This is a genomic window from Sphingomonas sp. FG14 (assembly GCF_057809675.1).
Genome location: NZ_JBMDKK010000001.1, coordinates 311782 through 327084, shown reverse-complemented (window position 1 = coordinate 327084; position 15303 = coordinate 311782). Strand labels below are relative to the sequence as shown.

Below are 15303 nucleotides of genomic sequence, written 5' to 3'. Positions count from 1 at the left end.
GCAGAATAGCGGTTTTGGGGGATTATCCGGCATGATGCTCGATCGACGCAGCCTGCTCGCCGCCGGCCTGGCGCTCGGCATTCCCACAGCTCAGGCGCGCCGCCCGCGCGACATGCGCGTCATCCTGCTCGGCCAGTCGCTGATCCAGCAAAATCTCTGCGCTCCGCCCTGGCCGGGCATGGACGCGATCACGCGCCGGATGGCGGGTGCCGACGTGATCTTCACCGATCTCGAGACCGCGATCGACGGGCCCGGCGCCGGACCGCCGACCCGCACGGGTGAAGTGCTCCATGCAGCGCAGCCCGAAGTGATCGATTGCCTGAAGACGCTGGGCGTGACGATGGTGACGACCGCGAACAACCATGCCTGGGATCTGGGCAGCGGCGGCATATTGGCCGCGATCGATGCCCTCGACCGGCGCGGGATCGTTCATGCCGGCACCGGGCGCGACCTGGAGACGGCATCGCGCGCCGCCTTTCAGGATACGCGCGCCGGCCGCGTCGCGCTGGTTTCGGCCGCCGCCGGCGCGATCCGCGACGGCGCCGCCGCCACGCCGCAAAGGCCCGGCGTCGCGGAGATCAGGCGACTGGCATCGGGCGAACTCGATCCCGGCGACGTCGCACGCACGCTCGACTCCATCCGCGCCGCCCGCGCGCACGCGGCGACGGTGATCTTCTGCCTGCACAATCATTATTGGGAGAAGGTTCAGGCCGACACACCCCAATGGCAGCGCGCTTTCGCACGCGCCTGCATCGATGCCGGGGCCTCGACCTTCGTCGCGCACGGCACGCCGCTGATGCAGGGCATGGAACAGTATAAGGGGGCACCGCTCTTCCACGGCCTTGGCAATTTCATCTTCCAGACGCGCAAGGCCGACGGTGCCTATGGCCCCGCCACATGGCGGTCGCTGATCGTCGATGCCCGTTTCCGCGACGGCCGCTTCCAGGGCGCCGATCTGGTGCCCGTGCAGCTCGACGCGCAGAAATATGGCGGGGAATATTCGGCGGGTTATCCAGTGCTCGCCAAGGAACGCTCGACCCGGTTGATAGCCAGCCGATAGATACCGCTATTTCGCCTTGCCCTCGGTGAAATCGAAGCGGATGCGCACCCATTCGCCGACCATCAGCTTGCCATTGAGCCGGGGTGGCTTCACGCGAAACTGCCAGGCAGCCTGGCGCAGCGCGCGCGACAGGCCCGATCCTGGCGGCGACTCCCCGAGCTGACGGCAATCCTCGACGCGGTAGTCGGGTATCGTCCGGCACGCGATCATCGCCCAGCCCACCCGCGCACCGCCAGGCGGCAGGTAGTAGGCGATCTCCGCATCGGTCGGTTCGCGGTACCATTCGGCATTGTAGAGCCGCGCACCGCCCGGCCCCTCACCCGGGCCGATCGCGGACGCACTGTCCTTGCCCGCGCCGCTGTCCGCCCCGCCATTATTGGCCTTCGCCAGTTTCGAGATGTCCGCAGCGGCGAAATCCTTCTTGCTCAGGACGATCATGTCGAGCGGTGGCGGCGGTTGCTCCACCGGCTTGGCGAGAACGGGCGGCGGCACAGGCAGGACGGGGCGTGGCGGCGCGGCGGCCTCACCCGCCTTGGGTTTGGCGCGCTCCCCCTTTTCGCTCTGCTTCGGCGCTTCGGGCCCTTCGGAAACCGACTGCAACTGAAAGCTCTTGGGAGGCTCCCTGCGCACGAACATCTGCGGCGGCGCCAGCATGAACAGCAGCAGCAGGCCAAGACCGTGAATCGCGAACGCCAGCAGCAACGCGATCGCCCGCCGTCCAAGCGGTTCGCGGGCGCGGTCCGGCGAAGAATGAGAATACGCCGAACGCATCGTACACCACATTAAGCACTGGCCCCACGGGCGACAACCCGCCGCGCCGTGGTTTCAGCGATCGTTGGTCAGGAACACGACATAACCACCGAAATTCGGGTTGGTTTCCAGTCCCGGCGGCGGCCGCCATTCGCCATTCTGCAGCAAGCCGATGCGAAAAGGCAGCTTCAGCCGGTCGAGCCGGGCGAGATAGCCGGCATAGCCAGGGATGACGCGGCGTCCCTGATAGATTTGCAGCACTACCTCGTCGACGACGCCCGCCAGCGCGTCGAGCCCGGCGGGATCGCCATTGGCGCTCCAGTCGAGCAGGCCGGTGATCCCCAGCCGGCAATCGGCGGGCAGCCGCGCGCGCAATCCAGCGAGGAAACCGGCATAGCCCTCCAGATGCCGGGTCCGGGCATCGAAATCGATCTGGATGCCGACCACCTTGTTGCCCGCCGCACGCCAGCGATCGAGCTGGACAAGCAACTGATCGTAGAGCTGGGGCGGCCAGCGCAGCGTCTCCACGCGGACGACCATCCAGACATCGGCATGCGCGATCCTCGGGGTCGCCGGGCGCTGCGCGATCAGCCGGACGGTATCGCGCGTGCTGACTTGCCCTTGCAGGATATAGACCCGCTTCGCCCGCTCCAGCACCGGCTGCGGCCGCACCCCGGCCCAAAGCCAGAAGGCGTCATGATGCCGTGCATCCACCCTGTCCGCCGGCGCGGACGCCGCGACGAGCATCGGCGACAGCGCCGCCACCAGATAGCGGAGCGCGCCCTTACCAATAATAGCGCAGCGCCTTCGCCCATGACGACGCCGGATAATCCTTTTTCAGCCGCTGGAACCAGGCCTTGCGCTGTTCGATCGGCACTTCGGTGCCGCCGCAAGTGTTGTTGCCCGATGGGCCATAGCAATTGACCGCGCGATACAGCGCATAGGCCTTGTCGTCAGCGCCCGCCCTGGGATCCGCCATCACGCGCTTGTAGATCTCCAGGCGCGAGAAGGATCCACCCGCGAACAGCGACGGCGTGCCGGCCAGTTCGTCACCCGGCCGCTCGCTGTCGAGCGCGAAACCGTCGAAACCGTTGGCGCGCATGAAGTCGGCCAGGCAGAGCAATCCACCCGAATCGCGCGGGTTGGCAGCCAGCCGCGTCGCGGTATCGCGTAGCGGCTTGCAGCCGATATCGCCAAGTGCGGTGGAACGGGCGAAGATGCCGAGCGGCGGCTGTTCGACGGCGGGAAAACCCCAAAGATAGGAGTCGGCCTTGGCGTCGGCCGGAACCAGCGCGAGATCACCCAGGAAGTCGCGATAAGCGCCACGCGTCACGCCCTTGTAGAGCAAGGTGAAGAGCGCGACGTCACGTTCGTGCCGGGGGGCATTGGCGTCCTTCGCCTGCTGCCGGAGCAGTGCGGCATCCGCGACATTGGCGAGCAGCAATTCGCGGATCGTGGCGTTGCGCACCGGCGAGCCGGCCGCGAAGACGCGCGCCAGGCCCTTGCCGCGCTCCTCGTTCATCGCCAGCGCCAGTTCGATCGCCGCCCGCTGATGCGGCTGCGTCGCCCCCGGCAGCATTTCAAGCCAGAAACCGCGCGCATTGCGATCACGCTTCGCTTCCAGCGCCATGCCGCGCAGTATCTGCCGGCTGAAGGCGAGCGGCGTGAAACGCTGCTGCCGCGCCGCATCGGGGATCAGGCGCAGCACCTCCGCCGGCTGGTTGGCGACATGAAAGGCATGGGTCGCCAGCAGGAAATCGAACAACGCGGTCTTGCCCGCGAACAGGGGGCGCTGCCCCTCCAGTTCCTCACGGCTGATCGCACCGCCGCAGCACATGCCGTCCGATGCCATCGCATCGCTGCGCATCCGGGCAAGATCGAGCGTGGCGAGCAGGATCGGATCCTTCACCGCTTCAGGCTTGAGTTGCGCCAGCAGCTTGTTGTCTACCTCCTCCGCCAGGGTGACATCGTCGATATCGCGCGCGGCAGGGCTCTGCACGAAGGCGGTCGCATATTCGGCGGCCAATCGGTCGGTCTGCCCGCCCAGCCAGTACACGCGGCGCAGCAGCCCCCGTGCCGACGCGGCATAGGTACCGCGTGGATAGTCCTTGAGATAGGCGCGCAACGCTGTTTCGGCGCCCGCGATCGCGGCGCTGTCATTCTGCGCGGCCTCGCGCGGATAGCCATAGTCGTCGAATGCGCCGATCTGCGCGCGGTTCACCTCGACGCGGCCGATCATGTATCGCGCGGTTTCCTTGAGCCAGGGCTGGCCGGCGGAACCGAGCGCGCGAAACTCGGCCGACGCCGCATCATAGTCGCCATCGTAAAAGGCGGCCGCGCCCTGAAGATAATGGCCGAACGCGCCGGCCAGCGGCGAGCGAAGCGCATCCGCCGTCCCCGCCAGCGCCGCGCGGCTGCCGCCAGCGCCCGCGCAATCGGGCTGCAGGCCGCGCCGCGCGGCGATCAGCGCCGTGCGTTCCCCGGCGGAAAGCTTCTTGGCGGCATTGACCGCAGCCTCGAAACCAGCCGTTCCCGTGGAATTGCTGCGGCATCGCGATCCCTCGCCATCGGCATAGCGCGCATCCTCCGCCCTTTCCGCGCGCGGCACCAGGCTCTCGCGGAAACCATACCATTCGAACAGCGGATCCGGCGTCGGCGCGTTGGGTGCTACGGGCGGCGCATCCGAGCGCGCATCCTGCATCAACAGGGTCAGGTTCACGCGTGTGTCGTTGCCCGGCCCGAGCGCCGCCATATTGTCGCAACCGCTGCGGTCGCGATGCGCCAGCTTCCACGACGAATAGCAGCCATAGTCCCCGCTCGCCTCGGCCGGCGCCGACCAGGCGAAGGCGAGAAGCAGCGAGGCGAAAGCGAAACAGACGCGTTGCATGGCGATCCTCCCGAAACGCAAGATGCGGCACAGCCCATTGCCGCGCAACCGGTCGCTTCGCCAGCGGGAAGTTCGGAGATCAGCCCATCGGCGCGGACAGGCGATACCCCACGCCCGGCTCGGTCAGCAGGATCTCCGGATCGGCGGGGTCTTCCTCGATCTTCTGCCTGAGCAGGCTGATATAGACGCGCAGATATTGGGTGTCGGTGGCGCTCGCGCCCCAGCCGGCTGCGAGCAGCCGCTTGTGCGTCACCACCTGCCCGGCGCTCAGCGCCAGCGTGCGCAGCAATTCATATTCCTTGGGCGAAAGCTTGAGCACGTCGCCATCCAGCGTCACGATCCGCGTCGCGAAATCGATCGCGAGCGGGCCGGCAGCGAAGGTCGCAGGCTGGCGCGAATGGCGGCGCAGCGCGGCGCGAATGCGCGCCATCAGCTCGCCGATCTCGAAGGGCTTGTCGACATAATCGTCAGCGCCTTCATCGAGCGCGGCGATCTTCTCCGCCTCCTGATGGCGCGCGGAGATGACGATGATGGGCACGCCTTCCAGCCCGCGCAAGCTACGGATCACGTCCTTGCCGTCCATATCGGGCAGGCCAAGATCGAGCAGGATCACATCGGGCCGGTCGTGATTCACCTGCGCCAGGGCGTTCATGCCCGTGCTCGCCACCGAGACGGCATAGCCGGCGGCGGTCAGCACCGGTTCGAGCACGGCGAGCAGGGACGGCTCGTCGTCGACAAGCAGAATCCGCGTCATGCTCATGCCGGCACCTCCCCGCCTTCCACCACGGGTAGGCGGATCACGATCCGCGTTCCCACCGAACCGATCCCCGGCGTACGCGCGACAATCTCGCCATCCAAGGCTTCGACGAAGCTGCGCGCGATCGCCAGCCCCAGCCCGCTGCCGCGCGGCGATGGTTCGGGCCGGGCAACGCGGTGAAAGCGTTCGAACACCCGCTCAAGATCGGCATCGGGAATGCCCTGCCCCTGATCGGCCACGGTGATGCTGCAAAATCCGTCTTCTTCCACGCAATCCACCTCGATCCGCGATCCATCCGCGCTATACGTCACGGCATTGTCGAGCACGTTGATCAGCACCAGTTCGAACAGCGACGCATCGGCATGCACCAGCGGATCGCCGCCGCCGGGCAATCGCACGATCTCGCGGTCGCCCGCGCGGGTGCGCACCCGATGGATGACGGTGCCCAGCATGTCGCCCACCGAAAGCAATTGCAGCCGTGCGCTGCCCTGCCCCGCTTCCAGCCGGCCCATCTCCAGCAGATTGGCGGTGAAGCGGTTCAGCCGGTCGCACTCGTCGACGATGCCGCGCAGGAAACGCAGCGATGTGGGTTCGTCGAGCTGGTCGCGATAATCAATCAGGCTTGATGCCGATGCGCTGATCGCGGTCAACGGCGTACGGAAATCATGGCTGACAGAAGACAGCAAAGCGGTCTTCAATTCTTCGGTGCGCGCCGCCGCGCGGGTTTCGGCGATGCGTTCGGAGAGGAGCGCACGTTCCAGCGCGAGCGCCAGGAGATTGGCGAGCGCCGCGATGAAGGGCGCATCAAAACGCTCCGAACCGGCCGAGACCGTCATCACCCCCATCATTCCGTCGCTGCCATCCAGCCGGTGCGCGACGAACGCCCCCGCCTCCGCATAGCCGTCCATGCTTGCAAGCGCGGCTTCCGCCAAAGCCCGGCGTTCATCTTTGTCGGCGGCAGCATCGAGTGCGATCAAGGCCACGCCGCGCAAGACGAACAGCGAAATGTCGAGGCCGAGCTGTCCGGCTGCCCTGTCCAGCGATTCCGCCACATCCTGCGGCCTGACCGCGCGCTGCAACGTCTGGCTGGCACCGAGCAATGTGGAGAGATTGCGATTGCTGCGGCTCGCTGCCTGGGCGCGATCCTTCAATCGGCCCGCGAGCACACCGGTCACGATCGCACAGAGATTGAACACGACCAGCGGTGCTACGTCGCGCCCCGTCGCTAGGCGCAGCGTCAATACCGGCTCGGTCAGGTAGAAATTATAGAGGAGAAAGGCGGAGATCGCGGCGAGCAAGCCCGCGACAAGCCCGAAAAATGCGCCCGCCAGGGTGATGCCGAGCATGAAGATCAGTGCGCTGGCAGCCTCTCCATATTCGGGTTCCACCGCGAATGCGGCAACCGAAGAGGCGAGCACGATCACGATCGTTGCCGCGAACTCCTTCAGGCCGAATTGCGGGCGGAACGACGCGAGCGAAAAGCGGTCTTTGGCGAAGCCCGGAGTCATCTGGATCTGTCCATAGGAACTGGACAGTATCATCTGGAACGCGTCCGGTGCGAAAAACCGATCTCCACTTGGGCGCGTGCTCCAGCTTCATGTCTTCTGGTCCACGACAGCGGCGCTGATGCCGGGAGCTGACAGCAGTCCGCTGTCGTGGTGGGACGCGCGATGTCTGGGATCGATTTCACATCTGGGGGGTGAGACCGGCACCACGCAGGATCCGGGCTAGGCCCCCTGGCCCGCCGGGTCCATGCATTTAAATCCTATAGTAACGCCGCCGTACCGACAGCGCCTAGGCTCGTGACCCGGACATGATTCAATCTTGGGGATCGACGTGAAGACACATATCGCCGCCGCGCTGCTCGTTGGAACATTGCTAGCATCGGGCTGCGCGAAAAAGCCCGCCCCCGAAACCGTCGCCAGCCAGGCACCCGGCGCCAGCGAACATACAGCGACGCAGGAAGAAGGCGATCCGACCGCGCGGCTTCAGGCCGATCTGGTCGCGAAGGCCGGCGCCGACCGCGTCTATTTCGACCTTGACGGGTTCGAGCTCACCCCGGCGGCGCAGCAGGTGCTGGCGCGCCAGGCGCAATGGTTCCAGGCCAACCCCAATATCGGCGTGACCATCGAAGGGCATTGCGACGAGCGTGGCACGCGCGAATACAACCTGGCGCTCGGCGAGCGTCGCGCGAACAGCGTGAAGAACTTCCTGGCAGGCCAGGGCGTCTCCGTCTCGCGCCTGTCGACAATCTCCTATGGCAAGGAACGGCCCGAAGCGCTCGGTTCGGACGAAGCATCCTATGCGCGCAATCGCCGCGCCGTCTCGCTGGTCATCGCACCGCTCTAAAATGAGCGATCGCGACAGGGCCTATCTGGTCCGGCGCTGGAAGGACGAGTTGCGCGCGGCCGAACATGCCGGCTGCGAAGAGGCGGTCGACAGGCACCATCGTCTGGCGAGCGGCTATGCACGCCGGATCGCGGCGATCGATGCGGCGTGCACGCGACCATGGGAACGAACGGCATGATCCGGTTGAGATCGATCGTCATGTCGCTCTGCCTCGCGCCGCTTGCTGCGGGCTGCGGCGTGGCGCGCGAACCGCCCGACGCTGTTTATGGTTGCGCGAACAATCTCGGCTTCGAAGTGCGCTACGCCGATACTCTGGCCCATGTCACAACCGCCAGGGGCAATTATACCCTATCGCAGATCGAGTCATCGATCGGCCGGCGCTACACTTCGGCGATCGCTGCATTGGTCGTCGACGAGGAAGCGGCTTCCCTGGTTATCGACGGCGAGCCACGCTATCTGAAGTGCCGGTTGGCTTGACGTAGAGCTGGAGAATGGCCCTATTTCGCGGGCTGCCGGACGACCAATGATCGGCCAGCATAGGCCTGGGGATGGATGCTGCCGATCTTCACGGTCCGCCGCCCGCCTTTGGCCATGAAACTCACCTCCACCGTCACCGGATCGGGTGTCTTCAGCCCGAAATGGACCGGCCCCATGCTCTGGCTGCTGTAGCCGCCCGCCGTCTCCACTTGCCTGGTACCCAGAATCCTGCCGGTCGCGTCGTAGAGCCGAACTTCCGCGCCAGCGCGCGTGTATCGTCCTCTCGCGTCCAGCACGAGCACGCTCAACGACCGTCGCGCGGCATCTCCCGATATCGTGTTGCGGAACAACATATGCCCGCCTTCCTTTCCGAAACTGTCGGTCAGGGACAGGTCGAGCGCGCCGTCGCGATCATAGTCCACCCATTGCACGCCATGATCGGCGACATTGACGATGCCGCCATCCGCCAGCAGATCGACGAAAGCGCCGCCGCCGTTACGGAACAGAGCGTCCCTGGGTCGCAGATCGCTGCCCACGCGGACATAGGAGGTGACCATCAGATCCGGCCAACCGTCATTGTCGTAGTCGCCGAAGGCGGCGCCGACCGCATGGTTGTCGATCCCCACGCCGGCCTGCGTCGCGACATTGGTGAAGCTGCCGCCCGGACCGCCACGATAGAGCGCGTTACGGCCGTAATTGGGCACGAAGAGGTCCAGATAGCCGTCATTGTCATAATCACCGACGGCGCAACCCACACCGCCCTCGTCCTTGGTGCGGCCGGCATTGTCCATGCCCAGCGCCGCCGCCACATCGACGAAGCGGTCGCCATCATTGCGCCACAGCCCATCGGTCGCGCCAGCCTGATTGGCGGTGAACAGGTCGAGATCGCCATCGCGGTCATAGTCGAGCCAACACGCCCCCACCGTCGGCCGCGTGTCGGCCGGTGCCCGATCGGACGGCACCAGCACGAACCGCCCGCCATCGTTGCGATACAGCCTGTTCTCGCCCGCGCGATCGGTCGCGTAGAGATCGACATCGCCGTCATTGTCGAAATCGATCCAGTTGGTGTGACGCGCCGAGCGGCCGGGAATCGCCAGGCCCGTCTCCGTCGTCACATCGGTGAAACGCCGGCCGCTGGCATTGCGAAACAGGCGCGAGGAATGTTCCTTGTCGGTGGGGCCGACCAGCAGATCCGGCCAGCCATCGCCGTCATAGTCGCCCCAGCTCGCCGACCGCATTTCCGGCCCCGAAAGCGGCAGGCCGACCGTCTCGCCGACACTGACGAAGCTGCCGCGATCGTTACGATACAGGCTGACCGCGCCCGACTGGCCGACAAGCGCGAGATCGAGATCGCCGTCCCGGTCATAATCAGCCCAGGCATTGGCGAGCGTTCCAGGCATGGCGAACAGCGCGCCCTGCACGGGTTCGAACCGCAATTGAGCCTGTTGGGCGGCCGCGGCGGTGGCAAAGGGGAGCAACAAGGCAAGGGCCGATGCACGCCTCATCATTGTCCTTTCAAGCAAGCCATGAACAACACAGACATGAACGTCCCGCCGCCGGCGGGCAATAGCCCCCTGCAACGCTTGCATCGCCGGCCCGGCTGGTCCACGTCGCCGGCTATCACCCGCCTTGCCCCGGACCCGACATGACCCTGCCCGATCCATCCATCCAAGATCACCGGATCGAAACGCCAAGGGGGCGACTGTTCGCGCGAAGCTGGACCGTCGACGGCAGCGAAGGGACGGCTCCTGTCGTGCTGCTTCACGATTCGCTCGGCAGCGTCGCGCTGTGGCGCGATTTTCCGGGGGTGCTGGCACAGGCGGCCGGCCGGCGCGTGATCGCCTATGACCGGCTCGGCTTCGGCCAGTCCGACGCGCATCCCGGCCCGATCGAAACCGACTTCATCCGCACCGAAGCGCAGCGCGGCTTCGCGGCGGTACGCGAAGCGCTCGCGATCGACGATTTCGTGATCCTGGGCCATAGCGTCGGCGGCGGCATGGCGACCTGGATCGCCAGCGATTTCGGCGAGAGCTGCCGCGCGCTGATCACCGAATCCGCCCAGGCCTTTGTCGAGGATCGCACACTCCAGGGCATCCGCGATGCCGAACGGGGCTTCGCCGAGCCCGGGCAGATCGAAAGGCTGGCCCGCTATCACGGCGACAAGGCGCGCTGGGTGCTGGATTCCTGGGTACAGAGCTGGCTCTCGCCCATCTTCGCCGATTGGCGGCTCGACGGCAGTGAAATCCGTCCGGTCTGCCCGGTGCTCGCCATTCATGGCGAGGCCGACGAGTTCGGCTCGCCGATCCATGCCGAGCGCATCGTCGCGCTGACCAGCGGCCCGGCGACCGCTCATATCATCGCCGGCTGCGGCCATGTGCCGCATCGGGAACGGGAAACCGAAGTGACCGCCCTTTTCGCCACCTTCCTCGCCGCGATCTGAGAGCCTGCCCGGAACGCCCGGCGCCATCAACAATGCTGCCGATATCGCTGCGCGCCCTGGCCGTGGCGGGTATCATCGTGTCCGTTCCGCATCACGGAATCGATGCTTGTCACACCTGTTCAAATGGCTATACACAAAACCTAGTGCTTACTAGGTAATAATGCGGCGGGAGGGGAAGCTTGATCATCGGCCTGGATTGCGGGGGCGCGAAGACCGCGGGCGCGATCTGCGACCGGCAGGGGCGGATCCTTGCACGCGCCAGGGCGCAAGGCGCGGCGATCGTCGGAGCGCCCGGCGAACGCTTTTTCGCGACGATCACCGGCCTGCTCGACACCCTCTGCGGCGATGCGGGCGCGACGCTCGCCAATATCGAACATGTCGCGATCGGGCTTTCGGGCGTCGATTTCGCCGATGAACAGGCTGAGCAACAGGCTGCCATCGCGCATCGCTACGGCCTGGAATCGCGCCTGACGCTCGTCAATGACGGCATCGTCGCGCTGTGCGGCGTGTCGCCTGAGGCGCGGCTCGTTCTCGTCCAGCTCGGCACCGGTCTCACCAGTGCCTATCGCGCCGAACCCGGCGGCGAGACCGTCCATGACAGCCTGGATGTCGGCCGCATCTACGACGTCCGCGACGCGGCGATCGCGCTGGCCGCGCGCATGATCGACGGCCGCGCGGATCCCACTCCGTTTCTCGACGCGGTGCTCGCATATTGCGGCGTTCCCGCCGCTGATTTCGCGGCCTGGTATCTGCGTTCCCCCGAGGCCGCGGCGCGGCGGACCGGCATGGCGCGCATCGTCTTTTCCGCTTGGCGGCAAGGCGATCCCGCCGCGACCGGGATGGTCCATGCCGCCGCGCGGGATTATGCGCTGATCGCGAAGGTGATGGGCGATCGCCTGCCCGGCAAAGCGCGTTTCGCCACGGCATTTGGCGGCGGCACTATCCTGGAGGGTCAGGCGGACTTCCAGCGCCTGCTATGCGAAGAGCTGACCGCGATCTGCCCGCGCGCCGACATGACCGGCATCCGCCTTCCGCCCGAACTTGGCGCGGCGCTGCTCGCTGCCCGCCCCTGGGGCGTCGATCCGGCAGCATTGTTCGAAACGCTCGCGGCGCAGGACGCCAGCGCAAAAACGGAGATCCCGGCATGAGAGACCTGAACATCTGCATCGTCGGGGCCGGCGGCAGCTATACGCCCGAGATCGTCGAAGGCCTGCTCGATCGCGCCGAAACCCTTCCGGTTCGCGCGCTCGGTCTGGCGGACGCCGATCCCCATCGGCTGAAAATCATGGCGGGATTGACGCGGCGGATGATCGCCGCGCGAGGGGCGCGGATCGCGGTGCGGGCGGAAAACGATCTGCGGGCAGCCGTTGCCGGCGCCGATTTCGTCGTGACGCAGATCCGCGTGGGCGGCATGCGCGCCCGCGCCGCCGACGAGGCGATCCCGCTGCGCTATGGCGTGATCGGACAGGAGACGACGGGGCCCGGCGGCATGTTCAAGGCGCTGCGCACCATCCCGGTGATGATCGACATGGCGCGGACGATCGCGGACGTCGCGCCGGCGGCCTTCATCCTCAACTACACCAACCCCAGCGGCGTGGTGACGGAAGCGGTGCTCAATCACAGCGACGCGCGTATGCTGGGCCTGTGTTCGAGCATCCCGACCATGCAGCAGCGGCTGGCGCATCTGCTTGCGCCCCGCTTCGGCGATATCCGGACGGCCTGTATCGGCCTCAACCATCTGGGCTTCATCCATCGGATCGAAGCGGATGGCCGAGATGTGACGGCGGACGCCCTCGCCGCGCTTGCCCGCCACGACGGTGGCGAGGACCCGCTTTTCTCCTCCGCGCTGCGCACGGCGGCGGTGCTGGGTGCGCTGCCGGTCGAGAAATATGGCGATCTCTATTTCCATCGCCGCGCCGAAGTGGCGGCGATGCATAAAGCGCCCCGCACCCGCGCGCAGGCGGTGGCGGAGATCGAGGCGGAGGTGCTGGCCGAAGCCGCCGACCAACGCGTGGACACGAAACCCGAAGCGCTGCGCCGCCGGGGCGGCGACGGCTATAGCAGCGTCACCTTCGACACGCTCGACGCCATTCTGAACGATCGCGGGCGGGAGATCGTGATGAGCACGCTCAATCGCGGCGCGGTTCGCGACCTGCCCGACAATGCCGCCGTCGAACTGCCCTGCCGCGTCGATGCCCAGGGCGCCGTGCCGCTGCCCGCCGGCGAGATCCCGATCGCCTTTCGCGGACTCGTCCAGGCGGTGAAGGCGCATGAGACGCTGACGGTGGAAGCGGCGGTGACGCGGCGGCGCGATGTCGCGCTCCAGGCGCTGGTCGCGCATCCGCTGGTCGGCGATGTCGATATCGCGGCGCCGATGCTCGACGAGATGCTGGCTGCGCACGCGCTGGATTTCCGGTGACGGTCCGCCCGCCCCTCCACCAACGGCTCGGCTTCGCCGCCGATGCACGGCTGCTGATCGTCAATTGCGACGATGTCGGGTCGAGCCATGCCGCCAATCTCGCCTGCGAGCAGGCGATGCGCGACGGGCTCGCCACCAGCGGCACGCTGATGGTGCCCTGCCCCTGGGCGCGCGAGGCCGTCGGCATGTTCGAGGGGCTCGACCTGGGCGTGCACCTGACGCTGACCGCCGAATATCCCGGCTATCGCTGGCGCACGCTGACCGGTGCCGCATCGCTGCACGATGCGGAGGGCTATATGCCCGCGACCGTCGCCGAGCTTTATGCGCGCATGCGGCCCGACGATGTCCGCCGCGAATGCCGGGCGCAGATCGAACAGGCGCTCGACTGGGGCGTCGACGTCACCCATCTCGACTCGCATATGGGCGCGACGCATTTCGATGCCGGCCTGTTCGAGATCTATCTGGAGATGGCCGAGATCTTTCGTTTGCCGCTGAGGATGGCAAGCGCGGAGGACGAGGTTCGGCTGGGTTATGCCGGCCGCGCGAAAGCCGTCGCCCATGGCGTGGAATTTCCCGATACGCTGATCGCCGAATGGGGCCGCGCCACCAGCGACGTGATCCGCGAACGCTTTCCGGGCCTTTTGCCAGGCGTGACCGAAATCAACATCCATCCGGTGCTCGAAGGTCCGGAACTGCGTGGCTATGATCAGCGCGAAGCCGATATCCGCGTCGCTGATCATGGCTGCGCGCACGATGCCGGAATCGCCGGATTCGTCGATGCGCAGGGCTTCACCCGGATCAGCTATCGCCCCTTGCGCGATGTGCAGCGGGGCCTTGCTTGACCGGCGCCGCGCGCACGCGGACGGGCTATGCCCTTGGGTGCTTCGGCACCGACCTGTTCTGGCAGAGCACCAGCTTCTACCTGCTCTTCTACTATACCGACATATTGCGCCTGCCCAATGCCGCCGCCGGGCTGATCTTCGGCGCGGCGATGATCTGGGACGGGCTGATCGATCCCCTTGTCGGCATGTTCGCCAATCGCATCCGATCGCGGCTGGGCCGCTATCGGACATTGGTGCTGGTGGGCGCGGCGCCGCTGTCGCTGTCCTTCATCCTCGTCTTCGCGCAGCCGTTGCTCGGCCTGTCCGGCGCGATCTGGTTCGCGCTGCTTGCGCAGATGCTGTTCCGGACCGCCTATGCGGTGGTTTCCATCCCCTATGGCTCGCTCTCGGCGTCGCTCACCACCAGCATGCGCGAGCGCAGCACGCTCGCCACCTTCAAGGTGCTGGGCGGGGCCGCTGCCGCGCTCGCGGTCGCGCTGGCGAGCCAGCCCTTCATCGCGCTGTGGCAGGATCCCGCGCTTGGATGGTTCGCGCTCGCCCTGCTCTGGGGCGTGCTCGCCTTCGCCGCCCTGCTCTTCATGGTGCTGGCGACGCACGAGATCGCGGCGGACGATCAGGCGCCCCCGCCCATCGCCACGCTGATGCGCGCGATCCTGGGCAACAGGCCATTGCTGCTGCTGCTCGCCGCGATCACCGCGATGAGCATCGGCACGGTGATCAGCGGCAAGATGATCGTTTACTACTTCACCTATTATGTCGGCAGCCCCGAACTGGCGAGCTATGGGCTGGCGGTGCAGGTGGCCGCGGTGATCCTGCTCACCCCCGTCTGGGGCTGGGTGGGCCGGCGCTTCTCCAAGCGGCTCGCCTGGCTCTGGGGTTCAGGCCTCTCCTGCGCGGGCCAGGCGGCGTTCATCGCCTATACGGGCGGCGATCCCGCCATCGTGCTGATCCTGCTGGCACTCACCTGGCTCGGCGGCGCGGCGATCCCGGTCACACTCTGGTCGCTGATCCCGGACACCGTCGAGGTCGCCGAATGGCGCACCGGCATCCGCGCGGAAGGCATGACCTTCGGCATCGTCACGCTGGTGCAGAAGGTGGCGACCGGCCTTGCCATCGCGCTGTGCGGCGTGCTGCTCGATCTGATCGGCTATGTCGCGGCGGCGCGCCAATCGCCCGAGACGCTGACGGGGCTTCATCTGATGCTGACCGTCCCCACCCTGCTCGGCGGCGCGATCTCGATGGCGTTCATGTGGTTCTATGTGATCGACGAAGCGTTCCACCATCGCCTGTTGCGCGCGCTCGCCCGCCGCCGCCGCTGAATT

Annotated in this window: 15 protein-coding genes; 9 read left to right on the top strand and 6 right to left on the bottom strand. The window is 66.7% G+C overall.

The annotated features are described in order from the left end of the window. The first annotated feature begins 34 nt into the window (after positions 1 to 34). Positions 35 to 1060: a CapA family protein gene (locus tag ACODTA_RS01580; RefSeq protein ID WP_489064050.1), complete on the top strand. Its 1026-nt coding sequence runs from the start codon at positions 35 to 37 to the stop codon at positions 1058 to 1060. A 6-nt stretch (positions 1061 to 1066) separates the two neighbouring features. Here ACODTA_RS01580 and ACODTA_RS01575 read toward each other — a convergent pair whose 3' ends face one another. The 5 genes from ACODTA_RS01575 to ACODTA_RS01555 all read right to left on the bottom strand — a co-directional run bounded on the left by ACODTA_RS01575 (position 1067) and on the right by ACODTA_RS01555 (position 6995). Then, the gene (locus ACODTA_RS01575; protein WP_489064049.1) at positions 1067 to 1762 is read right to left on the bottom strand and encodes a hypothetical protein; all 696 of its coding nucleotides are present in this window, start codon (positions 1760 to 1762) and stop codon (positions 1067 to 1069) included. A gap of 123 nt (positions 1763 to 1885) precedes the next feature. Continuing rightward, on the bottom strand, positions 1886 to 2575 hold the full coding sequence (locus ACODTA_RS01570; RefSeq protein ID WP_489064048.1) for a DUF3142 domain-containing protein: 690 nt from the start codon (positions 2573 to 2575) through the stop codon (positions 1886 to 1888). A 19-nt stretch (positions 2576 to 2594) separates the two neighbouring features. Then, on the bottom strand, positions 2595 to 4697 hold the full coding sequence (locus ACODTA_RS01565) for a PA5441 family protein (RefSeq protein WP_489064047.1): 2103 nt from the start codon (positions 4695 to 4697) through the stop codon (positions 2595 to 2597). 79 nt (positions 4698 to 4776) lie between these two features. Continuing rightward, positions 4777 to 5457 (bottom strand): response regulator transcription factor, encoded by a 681-nt coding sequence (locus ACODTA_RS01560; RefSeq protein WP_489064046.1) that lies wholly within the window; start codon positions 5455 to 5457, stop codon positions 4777 to 4779. After that, positions 5454 to 6995, bottom strand: coding sequence for a sensor histidine kinase (locus ACODTA_RS01555; protein WP_489064045.1), 1542 nt, complete (start codon positions 6993 to 6995; stop codon positions 5454 to 5456). Before ACODTA_RS01555 ends, ACODTA_RS01560 begins: the two co-directional genes overlap by 4 nt. A 295-nt stretch (positions 6996 to 7290) precedes the next feature. On the opposite strand from ACODTA_RS01555, the gene pal reads away from it, so the two are divergent. From pal to ACODTA_RS01540, 3 genes are read left to right on the top strand one after another with little or no spacing between them, the layout of a single operon-like run. Beyond that, positions 7291 to 7803: a peptidoglycan-associated lipoprotein Pal gene (gene pal / locus ACODTA_RS01550; RefSeq protein WP_489064044.1), complete on the top strand. Its 513-nt coding sequence runs from the start codon at positions 7291 to 7293 to the stop codon at positions 7801 to 7803. 1 nt (position 7804) lies between these two features. Continuing rightward, positions 7805 to 7981 carry a hypothetical protein gene (locus ACODTA_RS01545; protein WP_489064043.1) on the top strand — a complete coding sequence of 59 codons (177 nt, stop codon included), beginning with the start codon at positions 7805 to 7807 and terminating at the stop codon, positions 7979 to 7981. After that, positions 7978 to 8280 carry a hypothetical protein gene (locus ACODTA_RS01540; RefSeq protein ID WP_489064042.1) on the top strand — a complete coding sequence of 101 codons (303 nt, stop codon included), beginning with the start codon at positions 7978 to 7980 and terminating at the stop codon, positions 8278 to 8280. The genes ACODTA_RS01545 and ACODTA_RS01540 overlap by 4 nt, the downstream gene beginning before the upstream one ends. A 20-nt stretch (positions 8281 to 8300) precedes the next feature. Here ACODTA_RS01540 and ACODTA_RS01535 read toward each other — a convergent pair whose 3' ends face one another. Further along, positions 8301 to 9785 carry a CRTAC1 family protein gene (locus tag ACODTA_RS01535; protein WP_489064041.1) on the bottom strand — a complete coding sequence of 495 codons (1485 nt, stop codon included), beginning with the start codon at positions 9783 to 9785 and terminating at the stop codon, positions 8301 to 8303. A 140-nt stretch (positions 9786 to 9925) separates the two neighbouring features. Here ACODTA_RS01535 and ACODTA_RS01530 point away from each other — a divergent pair, with 140 nt between their 5' ends. The 5 genes from ACODTA_RS01530 to ACODTA_RS01510 all read left to right on the top strand — a co-directional run bounded on the left by ACODTA_RS01530 (position 9926) and on the right by ACODTA_RS01510 (position 15300). Further along, positions 9926 to 10720 (top strand): alpha/beta fold hydrolase, encoded by a 795-nt coding sequence (locus tag ACODTA_RS01530; RefSeq protein ID WP_489064040.1) that lies wholly within the window; start codon positions 9926 to 9928, stop codon positions 10718 to 10720. Between the two features lie 179 nt (positions 10721 to 10899). After that, entirely contained in the window at positions 10900 to 11868 is a 969-nt protein-coding gene (locus ACODTA_RS01525) for a BadF/BadG/BcrA/BcrD ATPase family protein (RefSeq protein ID WP_489064039.1), read from the top strand. Next, positions 11865 to 13139 (top strand): family 4 glycosyl hydrolase, encoded by a 1275-nt coding sequence (locus ACODTA_RS01520; RefSeq protein ID WP_489064038.1) that lies wholly within the window; start codon positions 11865 to 11867, stop codon positions 13137 to 13139. Before ACODTA_RS01525 ends, ACODTA_RS01520 begins: the two co-directional genes overlap by 4 nt. Then, positions 13136 to 13981, top strand: a complete 846-nt coding sequence (locus tag ACODTA_RS01515; RefSeq protein ID WP_489064037.1) for a polysaccharide deacetylase family protein — start codon at positions 13136 to 13138, stop codon at positions 13979 to 13981. The genes ACODTA_RS01520 and ACODTA_RS01515 overlap by 4 nt, the downstream gene beginning before the upstream one ends. Then, the gene (locus ACODTA_RS01510) at positions 13978 to 15300 is read left to right on the top strand and encodes an MFS transporter (protein ID WP_489064036.1); all 1323 of its coding nucleotides are present in this window, start codon (positions 13978 to 13980) and stop codon (positions 15298 to 15300) included. The genes ACODTA_RS01515 and ACODTA_RS01510 overlap by 4 nt, the downstream gene beginning before the upstream one ends. Positions 15301 to 15303: the final 3 nt, after the last annotated feature.

Coding starts and splice junctions, on each gene's coding strand:
- ACODTA_RS01535 (WP_489064041.1), bottom strand. CDS start 9,785: ATGAGGCGTGCATCGGCCCTTGCCTTGTTGCTCCCCTTTGCCACCGCC.
- ACODTA_RS01565 (WP_489064047.1), bottom strand. CDS start 4,697: ATGCAACGCGTCTGTTTCGCTTTCGCCTCGCTGCTTCTCGCCTTCGCC.
- ACODTA_RS01520 (WP_489064038.1), top strand. CDS start 11,865: ATGAGAGACCTGAACATCTGCATCGTCGGGGCCGGCGGCAGCTATACG.
- ACODTA_RS01545 (WP_489064043.1), top strand. CDS start 7,805: ATGAGCGATCGCGACAGGGCCTATCTGGTCCGGCGCTGGAAGGACGAG.
- ACODTA_RS01530 (WP_489064040.1), top strand. CDS start 9,926: ATGACCCTGCCCGATCCATCCATCCAAGATCACCGGATCGAAACGCCA.
- ACODTA_RS01555 (WP_489064045.1), bottom strand. CDS start 6,995: ATGATACTGTCCAGTTCCTATGGACAGATCCAGATGACTCCGGGCTTC.
- ACODTA_RS01560 (WP_489064046.1), bottom strand. CDS start 5,457: ATGAGCATGACGCGGATTCTGCTTGTCGACGACGAGCCGTCCCTGCTC.
- ACODTA_RS01580 (WP_489064050.1), top strand. CDS start 35: ATGCTCGATCGACGCAGCCTGCTCGCCGCCGGCCTGGCGCTCGGCATT.
- ACODTA_RS01540 (WP_489064042.1), top strand. CDS start 7,978: ATGATCCGGTTGAGATCGATCGTCATGTCGCTCTGCCTCGCGCCGCTT.